The sequence below is a fragment of the Thermaerobacter sp. FW80 genome (genome assembly GCF_004634385.1).
GTDB classification, from domain to species: Bacteria; Bacillota; Sulfobacillia; order Thermaerobacterales; family Thermaerobacteraceae; genus Thermaerobacter; species Thermaerobacter composti.
Window position 1 is genome coordinate 630,265 of record NZ_CP037895.1, and the last position, 11,920, is coordinate 642,184.

The window sequence follows — 11,920 nt, forward strand, 5'->3', positions numbered from 1 at the left end:
CCGGCCCATCCTCCCCCGGGCGGTGCTGGTCTCAGCGCGGCGAGCCCTGTTGCGCCTGGCGGGCGAGCAGGTCGCGGACGATCCGGCTGGCCTCGCTGCCCTCGGCCCGGCCCCGGATGCGCGGCATCAGCCGGCCCATGACCTTGCCCATGTCCTGGGGCCCCCGGGCCCCCACCTCCGCGATGACCTCCTCGGCCAACCGCGTGAGCTCCGCCTCGCTCAAGGGCTCGGGCAGGTAGGACGCCAGGACCTCGATCTCCGCCTCCATCTGCTGGACCAGGTCCTCCCGCCCGGCCCGGCGGTACTCCTCCAGCGCCTCCTGGCGCTGGCGCCGCTCCCGCGCCAGCACCTGCACGACCTCGTCGTCGCTCAGCGGGTGGCCCCGCTCGATCTCCTCGTTCTTGATGGCGGCGCGGACCATGCGAATGACGGAGAGGCGGGTCCTTCCCGCCTCCCGCGCCTTCAGCGCCTCCTTCATGTCCTGCTCCAGCCGTTCCTTGAGGGACATGGTGCGACCCTCCCCGTCCGCCGCCCGGACGACCGCGGCTAGCGGCCCCGGCGGCGGCGCCGCGCGGCGTCGCTCTTCCTCTTGCGGCGGACGCTGGGCTTGTCGTAGTGCGCGCGGCGCCGTACCTCGCTGAGGATGCCGGCCTTGCGCATGGCCTGCCGGAACCGGCGCAGCGCCTCGTCGAGGGACTCGTTCTCCCGGCGCCTGACCTCGGCCACCCCGGATCCCTCCTTCCCGACCACGGACCCTCGGCCACCGGGGTGGCCGCAGGCTGCCATCAGCCGGGCGGCCACTGCAGGGCCCGGCCGCCCAGCACGTGGTAGTGCACGTGGAAGACCGTCTGCAGCGCGTCCCGCCCGGTGTTGACCACCACGCGGTAGCCGCTGTCGGCCACGCCCACGCGGCGGGCCACCTCGGGGATCACCCGCTGCAGGTGTCCCAGCACCGGGACGTCCTCCTCCCGGGCCTCGTTGAGGGAGGCGATGTGCCGCTTGGGGATCACCAGGACGTGCTGCGGCGCCTGGGGATTGATGTCGCGGAAGGCCAGCACGTGTTCGTCCTCGTAGACCTTGTCGGCGGGCAGCTCGCCCGCGACGATCCGGCAGAACAGGCAGTCCGCCACGGCTGCCACCCCCGGCGTGGGACGTCGAAGCGCGCGGACGCGGTCGTCCCTGGTTTCGCCACCGGCACGGCCCGGTCCTGCCCCGCCCGACGCCACCCACCGTCGGCGACGGGGCGGATCGGCCCCGCCCCTCCTTCGGCCGCGGCGAGCCTCCGGGGCCCTCGGCGGAGGCACCCCGCGGGCCTATCCCTGCCCGTCGCTGCCCGTCCCTGCGCCGTCGCCGCCCCCCTGCGCGTCGCCACCGCCCCCGTCCCCATAGGTTGTCCGCAGGCGGGCCCGTTCACCATGGCGTTCCAGGGCCAGCTCGATCAACCGGGTGATCAGGTCGCGATAGGGCAGGCCCGCCGCCTCCCAGAGCCGGGGATACATGCTGTAGGCGGTGAAGCCGGGGATGGTGTTGATCTCGTTGACCAGCAGCCGCCCGGTGGCCCGCTCGAGGAAGAAGTCGACCCGCGCCATGCCGGCGGCGTCGACCGCCTGGAACGCCGCGATGGCGAGGCGCTGCATCGCCTCGACGACCCGCGGCGGCACGGGCGCGGGCACGATCAACTCGGCGCCACCCTCGGTGTACTTGGCCTCGTAGGTGTAGAACTCCGCCCGCGGCCGGATCTCGCCGGGCAGCGAGGCCATGGGCTCGTCGTTGCCCAGGACGCTGATCTCCAGCTCCCGGGCGTCCACGCCGCGCTCCACCACGGCCTTGCGGTCATAGGCCAGGGCCTCCTCCAGGCCGTCGGCCAGCTGCCGACGGTCCCGGCACTTGCGGATCGCCACGCTGGACCCGAGGTTGGCGGGCTTGGTGAAGCACGGGTAGCCGAGGGTACCCTCGATCCCCTCGATCACGGCCGCCGGCTCCCGGCGCCAGCGGGTCGCCGTCACCACCACGAAGGGCACCACCGGCAACCCGCGGGCGCGGAAGAGCTCCTTCATCACCGCCTTGTCCATCCCCACCGCCGAGGCCATGACCCCCGCGCCCACGTAGGGGACGTCCAGGAGCTCCAGCAAGCCCTGGACCGTGCCGTCCTCGCCGTAGGTGCCGTGCAGCACGGGGAAGACCACGTCCAGCGGCTCCAGCCACCGGCCCGCGCCGCCGGCCGCCAGCACCAGCAGTCGGCGCCCGCCGGGGCCGGGCACCACCGCCAGGGGGTCGCCGTCGGCCGGTTCGACCCCGCGGCCCGCCCCGAGCAGCGCCTCGGCGTCGTGGGGCAGGATCCACTGCCCGGATCGGGTGATGCCGATGGGTACCGGTTCGAACCGCTGGCGGTCGATGGCCCGGAACACCGACCGCGCCGACATCAGCGAGACCTCGTGCTCCCCCGAGCGGCCGCCGAAGAGGATCCCCACCCGCAACCGCCGCCCGCCCGCCGCGTGCTGCACCACGTCTCTCCCGCCTTTCCCTGCGCCTCGGGGCCCTTCGCCGGAGGCGGCGCCGCCGGCGGCACCCGCTTCCGCCGGGGACCGCCGACCCCCTCCGCCGCGCCGGCGCCGGCCGCGGCGGGCGGCGCACCACTCCCATGGCTACCTATGCAGGAGGAGCCCGCCGCTGGCCTCGGCAGCAGGACCCCGGCCGCGCCCCTCCCCGTCGGGGGACCCCGGCCCGGGCACCCGGGCTCCCGCGGACGAGCCCCCGGCCCCCCGCGCGACGCACACCCCCGGCCCCCCTCCCCGCCCCGCCGGGCCTGGGCCGGCGGGGCCCCTCCGCTCGCGCCGGGTGGCACGCCGCGCCGTCGGCCAGCCGCCCCTGGGCGAGGGCCATCGCCGGGTGCCGACCCGGCGACCGCCGCCGTCCCCCGCCCTCGCCCCGCGCGGTGGCACCGCGCAGCCTCATCCCAGATCGCCGAGGGCGTGGAGCACCAGGCCGGCCACCAGCACCCCGGCCGTCTCGGTGCGCAGGATCCGCGGCCCCAGGGTGACCACCCGCGCCCCGGCGTGCCGGGCTGCCTCCACCTCCTCGGCCTCCCAGCCGCCCTCGGGTCCGATCAGGATCAGCACCCGCCGCCCCGCGGCGGGCCGCCCCCAGGCGGCAGCCCGGGCCTCCAGCTCCTGCCGCAGGCCCCGGGCCTCCTCTTCCTCCCAGGGCATCAGGATCAGGTCCCAGGCCGCCTCCGCCAGCAGGGCCTCCAGGGTCGCGGGTGGATCGACGCGCGGCACCGCCGAGCGCTGGGCCTGGCGCGCCGCCTCCCGGGCGATCCGCCGCCAGCGCTCGACCCGCCGCGCCACGGCGGCGTCCCGCGGCCGGCTGATGGAGCGGGCGGCCCACACCGGGACGAACCGGCTCACGCCGACCTCCGTGCCGTGGCGGACGACCTCCTCCATCTTGGCCCCCTTGGGCAGGCCCTGGCCGAGGGTGACGTGCACGGGCGGCTCGCTGCCCGGCAGCGGCGCCACCGCCCGCACCCGCGGCGGCGTCCCGGCCGCCAGCTGGCTCAGCCAGCGGCGGCCCGCCGGGGTCACGGCCACCACCCGGTCCCCCGGCCTGCGACGCAACACCCGCAGCAGGTGGTGGGCGTCGTCCGGGGCCAGGGTCGCCTGCCCGCCGACGGCCAGCTCCTCCTCGACGAAGACGTGCGGGACGAACATGCTGCCTCTCCCGTCGACCCTGGTTCGCGACTAGTTCGGGACGGCGAGCCGCCACGCCTCCCAGCCCTCGGCCCGGCGGCGCCGGCGGATCTCCAGCCCCCTGGCGCGGCAGCGTTCCTCCAGATCCCGGGTGTCCGTCGCCTCGCTGACGAGACCGGAGAGGACCAGGGCGCCCCCCGGCCGCGTCAGGTGCACCAGGTCGTCCAGGGTCTCGGCGAGCACCGCGGCGGTGATGTTGGCCACCGTGACCGCGGCGGGCAGGTGGACGGCCCATCCCGGCGGGGGCTGGCGCCGCACCGCCGCCGCGGTCCCCGCAGCCACCCGCACCCGGTCGTCCACCCCATTGGCCGAGGCGTTGTCCTGAGCCACGCGGACGGCCCCCGGGTCGATGTCCACGGCCAGCACCGGCCGCGCCCCCAGCAGGGCGGCGGCGATGGCCAGGATGCCCGAGCCGGTGCCCACGTCCAGCACCGGCCGCGGCTCCGGCTGGCCCTCGAGCTCCTCCTCGAGGAGCTCGAGGGCCAGCCGGGTGGAGGCGTGCTGACCGGTGCCGAAGGCCATGCCGGGGTCCAGCACCAGCGGGATGCGGGGGCCGGGGTCGACCCGATGGCGCTCCCAGCTGGGCACCACCAGCAACCGCCGGCCGACGGGGAGGGGACGGAAGTGGGCCTTCCACGCCTCGGCCCACTCGTCCACGGCCCGCGCCCGGACCGCCGGCGCCCACGGCCCCACCGCCGGGAAGACCTGCCGCACGCGCCGCCAGCGCTCGCCCAGCCGGCGATAGCGCTCCTCGAACCCCTCTTCCGGCAGGTAGGCCCGGATGCGCACGGTGCCGCCCCGTTCCTCCCAGGCGAAGCCGGCATCCACCACCTCCAGCACCGCGGCGGCCGCCGCCTCGGCCGCCTGGGCGGGCACGTCGATGACCATCTCCAGCCAGCGCACGGCCGACCCCCCGTTGGCACGCCGCGCCGCCCGGACCGCAGCCCCTCGGTCCCGGCCCGCGCCGTCCGCGCCCACCCCTCGGCAGCGAAGCCCGCAGCGGGCCCGGCCCGGTGCGGGCACCCGCCCCCGGGATCCGGGGTGCCTCCGGGGTGCCTCCCGCCGAGGGCATGGACTGGCCTCGGCGGCTCCTTCGGCGCCCGTTCACCCCGTGGGGGCTGCTACAGGTTGAAGGCGTCCCGCATCCGCTGGAAGAGGCCGCGTTCCTCCACCACGGCCTCGCCCCGCAGGCGGGCCAGCTCCAGCAGCAGCTCGCGCTCCCGCTCGGTGAGGCGGCGCGGGACCTCCACCCGCACCCGCACCAGCTGGTCGCCGCGGCCGCCGCCCCGCAGGCGGGGCATCCCCTTGCCCTTGAGGCGGATCACCTGGCCGGGCTGGGTGCCGGGCGGGATGAGCAGCTCCTCCTCCCCCTCCAGGGTCGGGACCCGCAACCGGGCGCCCAAGGCGGCCTGGGCGATGCCGAGGCCGACCTCGGTGACGATGTCGTCGCCCTCTCGCCGGAACACCGGGTGCGGCTTGATGCGGATCCGCACGTAGAGGTCGCCGGGCGGCCCGCCGCGGCGGCCCGGCTGGCCCTGCCCGCGCAGCCGCAGCCGCATGCCGTCGTCGACGCCCGCGGGGATCTCGACCTCCAGGGTGCGCGGGCGGCGCACCTGACCGCGGCCGCCACAGGTGCGGCAGGCGGCGGCCGCCATGCGCCCCGCGCCGCCGCAGCGCGGGCACGTCTGCACGGTGACGAACTGGCCGAAGGGGGTCGCCCGCGCCGAGCGGATCTGGCCGGTGCCGCCGCACTGGGGGCAGGCCACCAGGCGCCCGCCCTCGGCGCCGGTGCCGCGGCAGGCGGCACACGGCTCCGGGCGTTCGATGCGGATCTCCCGGCGCCCGCCGCGGGCGGCCTCCTCCAGCGTCAGCTCCAGCTCCGTCTCCAGGTCCGCGCCCCGCACGGGGCCGCCGCGCCGGGACGCCCGGCCACCCCCGAAGACGGCGTCGAAGAGGTCGCCGAAGCCGAAATCGCCGAATCCCTCGAACCCCTCGAAGCCGCCGAAGGGACCAAACCCGCCGTCGGCGCCGCCGGCTCCGCCCGGGCCCCCGGCCGTCCACGGTCCGGCCCCGGCGCCTTCGGCCGTGCCGAAGCGGTCGTAGGCCGCCCGCTTCTCCGGGTCGCTCAGGACCTGGTACGCCTCGTTGATCTCCTTGAACCGGCGCTCCGCCTCGGGGTCGCCCGGGTTGGCGTCCGGGTGGTAGCGGCGGGCCAGCCGCCGATACGCCTTCTTGATCTCCTCCGGGGACGCGTCGCGCGAGACCCCCAGGATCTCGTAGTAGTCCTTCGCCACGCCGCACCTCCCCCCTCATGGCGCCGGCGGCGTCCGGCCGCGGCGACCGGCCCGGCCGGGACGGGCGGTCTCAGTCGCCGCCCGTCCCGGTGCGCTCGTCCTTGGCCCGGTACCCGGCATCGTAGACGTCGCCGGTCCCCCCGGAGGCGGAGGAACCCGCGCCCCCGGTCTCGCCCGCCGCCCCGCTCGCCGAGCCCCCGCCGGCCGCGGCCGCCTGCTGCTCGTAGATCTTGCGGCCGGCTTCGAGCAGGGCCTCGGAGAGCTCCTCGATGCGGCGCCGGATGGCCGCGGTGTCGTCGCCCCGGGCGGCCTCCTCCAGCGCCTTGATGCGCTCCTCGATGCGCTGCTTGACCCCCGCGTCCAGCTTGCCCTCGTGCTCCTTCAGGGTCTTGCGCGCCTGGTAGAGCGTGGCGTCCGCCTGGTTGCGCGCCTCGATGAGCTCCTTGCGCTTGCGGTCCTCCTCGGCGTGCTGCTCGGCCTCCTTGATCATGCGCTGGATCTCTTCCTCGGTCAGCCCGCCCTGGGACTTGATGGTGATCTTCTGCTCCCGCCCGGTGCCCAGGTCCTTGGCGCGCACGTGGACGATGCCGTTGACGTCGATGTCGAAGGTGACCTCGATCTGCGGCACCCCCCGGGGCGCCGGCGGGATCCCGTCCAGGATGAACCGGCCCAGCGTCTTGTTGTCCTTGGCCAGCGGCCGCTCGCCCTGGACGACGTGGATCTCCACCTGGGTCTGCCCGTCGGCGGCGGTGGAGAAGATCTTCGACTTGGACGTCGGGATCGCGGTGTTGCGCGGGATCATGGGCTCGACCACGCCGCCCAGGACCTCGACGCCCAGGGTCAGGGGCGTGACGTCGACCAGCACCAGGTCCTTGACCTCGCCGGCCAGCACCCCGGCCTGGATGGCGGCGCCCATGGCCACCACCTCATCGGGGTTGACCCCCTTGTGGGGCTCCTTGCCAAAGAACTCCCGGATCGCCCGCTGCACCGCGGGGATGCGGGTGGAGCCGCCCACCAGGATGATCTTGTCGATGTCCTCCGGCTTGAGCCCCGCGTCCTCCAGGGCGCGGCGGGTGGGCCCCATGGTCGCCTCCACCAGGTCGGCCGTCAGCTCCTCGAACTTCGCCCGCGTCAGCGTCATGTCCAGGTGCTTCGGGCCGCTGGCGTCGGCGGTGATGAAGGGCAGGTTGATGTTCGTGCTCAGGGTCGACGACAGCTCGATCTTCGCCTTCTCCGCCGCCTCCTTGAGCCGCTGCAAGGCCATGCGGTCCTGGCGCAGGTCGATGCCGTGCTCCTTCTTGAACTCCTCGGCCAGCCAGTCGATGATCCGCTGGTCGAAGTCGTCGCCGCCCAGGTGGTTGTTGCCGCTGGTGGCCCGGACCTCGAAGACGCCGTCCCCCAGCTCGAGGATGGAGACGTCGAAGGTGCCGCCGCCCAGGTCGAAGACCAGGATCTTCTGGTCTTCCTCCTTGTCCAGGCCGTAGGCCAGGGCGGCCGCCGTCGGCTCGTTGATGATGCGCAGCACCTCGAGGCCCGCGATGCGGCCCGCGTTCTTGGTCGCCTGGCGCTGGGCGTCGTTGAAGTAGGCGGGGACGGTGATCACCGCCTGCGTCACCGGCTCGCCCAGGTAGGCCTCGGCGTCCTGCTTGAGCTTCCGCAGGATCATGGCCGAGATCTCCTCGGGCGAGTAGAGCTTGCCGTCCACCTCCACCCGGGCGTCCCCGTTGGGTCCCTCGACCACCTTGTAGGGCACCCGGGCGGCCTCGTCCCGCACCTCGCTGAAGCGGCGCCCCATGAAGCGCTTGATCGAGAAGATGGTGCGCTCGGGGTTGGTGACGGCCTGTCGCTTGGCCACCTGGCCGACCAGCAGCTCGCCGTCCTTGGACCAACCCACCACCGAAGGGGTGAGGCGGCTGCCCTCGGCGTTGGTGATCACCGTGGGCTCGCCACCCTCCAGCACCGCCACCACGGAGTTGGTGGTGCCCAGGTCGATGCCCACCACCTTGCCCATGCCCGCTTCCCCTCCTCCGCGCATGCGTCGCCTTGCCGGTGGCCGCGGCGTTCCCCGGTCACCGGCCGCCGTCCTGCGCCGCGGCGCCCCCGGCGCCATCGGCACCGGTCTCGCCCCGGGCGGGGTCGGCCCCCGCCTGGCCGGCGGCGTCGGCCGACGGCGGCGCGGTCGCGGCCGGGGTTCCCGCGGGTGCCACCGCGACCTTGACCATGGCGGGGCGCAGGGTTCGTCCCCGGTATAGGTAGCCCCGCTGGAACACTTCTATCACCGTGCCGTCGGGACGGTCGGCGGTCTCCACGCGCGCCACCGCCTCGTGGCGGTGGGGATCGAAGGGCTGGCCCTCGGCCTCCATGGGTTCGACGCCGACCTGCCGGAGCACGTCGAGGAACTGCCGGTGGATCATGGCCACGCCCTGCACCACGGGGTGCCCGGCGTCGCCCCCCGCCGCCAGCGCCCGCTCCAGGTTGTCCAGCACGGGCAGCAGCGCCCGGACCAGCTCCGCCTCGGCGTCCTGCCGCCAGCGGCGCTGCTCTTCCATCATGCGGCGCCGGTAGTTGGTGAAGTCGGCCTGCAGCCGGCGCAGCTGGTCCAGGTACTCCTGGGCCTGGCGGCGAGCCGCCTCCGCTTCCGAGCGGGCGGCCGCGGCTTCGGCACGGGCCGCGTCGGCCGCGGCGCGGGCCTCGGCCGCCTCCCGGCGGGCCGCCTCCAGCGCCGCCAGGGCCTGGGCGAGGTCCCTGGGCGCGGCCTGGGCCTCGGCGGGTGCGGACCCGCCGGCGCTCGACCGGGCGGCCGGATCCGCCGCCTCCCCCGGCTCCGCGGCCGTGGCCGCCGCCGGACCCTCGGCCTCGTCCGCGGAGGACGCAGCCGTGGCCGCCGGAGGGCTCCCGCCCCCTTCCGCAGCGGGCGCAGCCGGCCCCTCGTCCGCCTCCTTCCGCGGGGGCGCGGAGGCCGCGCCCGGCGGGGCGGTCCGCGCCGCGGCGGTCCCTCCCTCGCCCCGGACCGCGGAGGGCTCGCCGCCGCCGGCGCCCTCCGGAGCCGATGCCGCCGTGGGGCGCGTCGCCTCCACCCGCGGTTCCCCCTCGACCCTCGACTCACCCACGATCGGGCTCCGCCTCCTTCCGGCCTCCGGCCCGCACCCGGACAAAAAAGCCCCGCCACCGGTGGCAGGGACGCGGATCCCGTCCGGCGGCGGGCCCCATCAACGCACCGTGCGTTCCATCGCCTCCGTCAGCAGCTGGGCCAACAGCTCCATCACGCTGGTGATGCGGGCGTAGTGCATGCGCTTCGGCCCGAGGACGGCGATGCGGCCCGCCGCCTCACCCCCAAGCCGGTAGGTGGCGCTGATCACGCTGCAGTCGTAGAGGTCCGGGTACGGGTTCTCGTGACCGATGGTGATCACCAGCTCGTCGCCGCCCTGCCGGCCCAGCAGGTCGCGGACCAGCTCCTGCTGCTCCACCAGGCCCAGGACGGCCTGGGCCCGCTGGACGTCCTGGAACTCGGGCTGGCGGAACAACCGCCGCGTGCCGAGGACGAACACCGGGTGGTCGTCTTCGGACGCCGGCGGCCGCAAGGCCTCCAGCGCCGCCTCGAGCAGGGCGCCGCACGCCGCCAGTTCGTCGTGCAACTCGCGCAACGCCGTGCGGCCCACCTGATCCAGGGTGAGCCCGGCCAGCCTGCGCGTCAGCACGGCGGAGATGCGCTGCAGATCCGCCTCGCTGGCGGGCTCGGGCAGCTCCACCAGCCGCTGCTGCACCAGCCCCTCGTCCGTGACCAGGACCAGCACGGCCCGCCGCTCGCTGAGCGGGAGCACCTGCAGGTGCCGGAAGGTCACCGGTTCCACCCGCGGCGACTCCACCAGGGCCAGGCAGTCCGTGGTCTCGCTGAGCACCTGGGCCGTCTGCCGCAGCAACCGGCTGACGTGGTCGACCCGCTCCGCGTACATGCGCCGCAGGCGCTCCACCAGTTCGGGCGGCGGGGTGACCGCGTCCATCAGCATGTCGACGAAGAAGCGGTAGCCCCGGTCGGAAGGGATCCGCCCGGCGGAGGTGTGGGGCTGCTCGAGGAAGCCCATCTCCTCCAGGTCCGCCATCTCGTTGCGGATGGTGGCCGGGCTCACGCCCAGACCGTACTTGCGGGCCAGGGTGCGGGATCCGACCGGCTCCGCCGTGTCGACGTAGTCCTCGACCACCGCCTTGAGGACCTGTTGCTTGCGGCGGTCCATCGGCTGATCCCCCCTCGGCCCCGGAGCCCGCCCGGCCGGTTCCGGCCGGGCACGGGGTGCCGCCGTGGCGGCCTCCGGCGACCTGCGGGTCGACGCGTCCCTCCGCTTAGCACTCGATGACAGAGAGTGCTAACGATCCTCCTTACAAGGTAGCACCGGCGCGGGATCCCGTCAACGCGTCGGCGCCGCCGCGTCGACGCCGCCCGGCCCGCCGCCCGCACCCGTCCGGATGTCATCGGTGTCGACGAAGGCGACCAGCACGCTGTTGGCCACCGGCACCGCCGCCGGGCTGAGCCGGATCCGTCCCCCCTCGCGAACCAGCCACCCCTCCTCCAGCAGCCGCCGGATCGCCCTGGGGAAGGCCTCCTCCGGGGTCAACCCGAAGCGGCGCGCGAACCGGCCCTCGTCGACCCCCTCCGCCAGCCGCAGGCCGAGGATCATGGTGTCCTCCATCGCCCGTCGCCGATCCACCCGCTCCGTGACGTCCACCGGCAGCCGGCCCTCGGCCAGGGCGGCCGCGTAGGCCATGGGGTGGAGCCGGTTGCGCCGCCGCTCGCCGCGCCAGCAGGACCAGGCCCCCGGCCCCGCCCCCAGGTAGGAGCCGTTGAGCCAGTACACCCGGTTGTGCACCGACTCCCTCCCCGGTCGGGCGTAGTTGGAGATCTCGTACCGGACGAACCCGGCCTCGCCCAGCACCTCGTACGCGCGATCGAACATGGCCCGCTCGGCGTCCTCGCCGGGCAGCTGGAGCCGGCCCGCCTCCCACTCCCGGTAGAAGGGCGTGCCGGGATGGAGCTCGAGCCCGTAGCAGGAGACGTGCTCGGGTCCCAGGTCGACCACCGCCCGCAACGACGCCTCCCACTGCTCCAGGCTCTGGCCCGGCAGGCCGAAGATCAGGTCGACGTTCACGTTGTCGAACCCGGCCCGCCGCACCCGCCGGTAGGTGGCGCAGAAGTCGGCCCAGGTGTGGTCGCGACCGATGGCCCGCAACAGCTCGTCCTGCACGGCCTGCAGGCCCAGGCTGAGGCGGTTGACGCCCCCGTCCCGCAGGACGGCCAACCGCTCCTCGTCCAGGGTGCCGGGGTTGCACTCCACGGTGACCTCGGCGTCCGGCGCGAGACGGAAGGCGCGGCGCACCGCCGCCAGCAGCCGCTCCAGTTCCGCCGGCTCCAGGATCGAGGGGGTGCCGCCGCCCACGTAGACCGAGACCAGGGGCCGCGTCAGGGCCGGGTCGGCCGCCAGCAGGGCCAACTCCCGTTCGAGGGCGCCCAGGTAGCGGACCTTGCCCGCGGGGTCGAGGAGATAGGTGTTGAAGTCGCAGTAGTGGCAGCGCTGGCGGCAGTAGGGCACGTGCACGTACAGGGCCGGCCCCGCGTCCCACGCGGGCCAGGGCGCGCCGCCCTCCGCCCGGGACTGGGCCTCCCGGCACCGTTCCCGCCCCTGCCCGGCGCCGCCATCGGGACGGACAAGGGCGCCCCGGGCCGTGGCGTCCGCGGGGCCGGCGCCGATCGAGGGCGCCGGCCCCGTCGACGCGTTCGTCCCGGAAGCCGCGGGCCCAGCGGGGGGCGAGGCCCGACGGCGGTCCGCCGGTGCCGCCGTGGGGGTCGCCGCGGCGGCCCGGCCGGTTCCTCCTGCCGGCCCGGACCCG

Annotated in this window: 11 protein-coding genes; all 11 read right to left on the reverse strand. The window is 75.5% G+C overall.

Annotated features, from left to right (window positions below; translation table 11 throughout):
* Positions 1–31 precede the first annotated feature (31 nt).
* The gene (locus E1B22_RS02575) at positions 32–508 is read right to left on the reverse strand and encodes a GatB/YqeY domain-containing protein (RefSeq protein WP_135224437.1); all 477 of its coding nucleotides are present in this window, start codon (positions 506–508) and stop codon (positions 32–34) included.
* Between the two features lie 38 nt (positions 509–546).
* The gene (gene rpsU, locus E1B22_RS02580; RefSeq protein ID WP_135224438.1) at positions 547–726 is read right to left on the reverse strand and encodes a 30S ribosomal protein S21; all 180 of its coding nucleotides are present in this window, start codon (positions 724–726) and stop codon (positions 547–549) included.
* A 59-nt stretch (positions 727–785) separates the two neighbouring features.
* Positions 786–1,130: a histidine triad nucleotide-binding protein gene (locus E1B22_RS02585; RefSeq protein WP_135224439.1), complete on the reverse strand. Its 345-nt coding sequence runs from the start codon at positions 1,128–1,130 to the stop codon at positions 786–788.
* Between the two features lie 183 nt (positions 1,131–1,313).
* A complete protein-coding gene (locus E1B22_RS02590) occupies positions 1,314–2,507 on the reverse strand; it encodes a D-alanine--D-alanine ligase family protein (RefSeq protein WP_135224440.1) in 1,194 nt (397 codons plus the stop codon).
* Positions 2,508–2,951: 444 nt separating this feature from the next.
* Complete coding sequence (locus E1B22_RS02595; protein WP_135224441.1) at positions 2,952–3,707, reverse strand: 16S rRNA (uracil(1498)-N(3))-methyltransferase; 756 nt, start codon at positions 3,705–3,707, stop codon at positions 2,952–2,954.
* A gap of 30 nt (positions 3,708–3,737) precedes the next feature.
* Positions 3,738–4,649 carry a 50S ribosomal protein L11 methyltransferase gene (locus E1B22_RS02600; RefSeq protein WP_135224442.1) on the reverse strand — a complete coding sequence of 304 codons (912 nt, stop codon included), beginning with the start codon at positions 4,647–4,649 and terminating at the stop codon, positions 3,738–3,740.
* A gap of 218 nt (positions 4,650–4,867) precedes the next feature.
* Complete coding sequence (gene dnaJ / locus E1B22_RS02610) at positions 4,868–6,040, reverse strand: molecular chaperone DnaJ (RefSeq protein WP_135224443.1); 1,173 nt, start codon at positions 6,038–6,040, stop codon at positions 4,868–4,870.
* A 70-nt stretch (positions 6,041–6,110) separates the two neighbouring features.
* Positions 6,111–8,051, reverse strand: coding sequence for a molecular chaperone DnaK (dnaK, locus tag E1B22_RS02615; RefSeq protein ID WP_135224444.1), 1,941 nt, complete (start codon positions 8,049–8,051; stop codon positions 6,111–6,113).
* A gap of 58 nt (positions 8,052–8,109) precedes the next feature.
* Entirely contained in the window at positions 8,110–9,150 is a 1,041-nt protein-coding gene (gene grpE / locus E1B22_RS02620) for a nucleotide exchange factor GrpE (RefSeq protein WP_135224445.1), read from the reverse strand.
* A gap of 99 nt (positions 9,151–9,249) precedes the next feature.
* Positions 9,250–10,272: a heat-inducible transcriptional repressor HrcA gene (gene hrcA, locus E1B22_RS02625; RefSeq protein ID WP_135224446.1), complete on the reverse strand. Its 1,023-nt coding sequence runs from the start codon at positions 10,270–10,272 to the stop codon at positions 9,250–9,252.
* A gap of 171 nt (positions 10,273–10,443) precedes the next feature.
* Positions 10,444–11,628 (reverse strand): radical SAM family heme chaperone HemW, encoded by a 1,185-nt coding sequence (hemW, locus tag E1B22_RS02630; RefSeq protein ID WP_243123658.1) that lies wholly within the window; start codon positions 11,626–11,628, stop codon positions 10,444–10,446.
* Positions 11,629–11,920: the final 292 nt, after the last annotated feature.

Coding starts and splice junctions, on each gene's coding strand:
- E1B22_RS02575 (WP_135224437.1), bottom strand. CDS start 508: ATGTCCCTCAAGGAACGGCTGGAGCAGGACATGAAGGAGGCGCTGAAG.
- E1B22_RS02595 (WP_135224441.1), bottom strand. CDS start 3,707: ATGTTCGTCCCGCACGTCTTCGTCGAGGAGGAGCTGGCCGTCGGCGGG.
- hrcA (WP_135224446.1), bottom strand. CDS start 10,272: ATGGACCGCCGCAAGCAACAGGTCCTCAAGGCGGTGGTCGAGGACTAC.
- dnaK (WP_135224444.1), bottom strand. CDS start 8,051: ATGGGCAAGGTGGTGGGCATCGACCTGGGCACCACCAACTCCGTGGTG.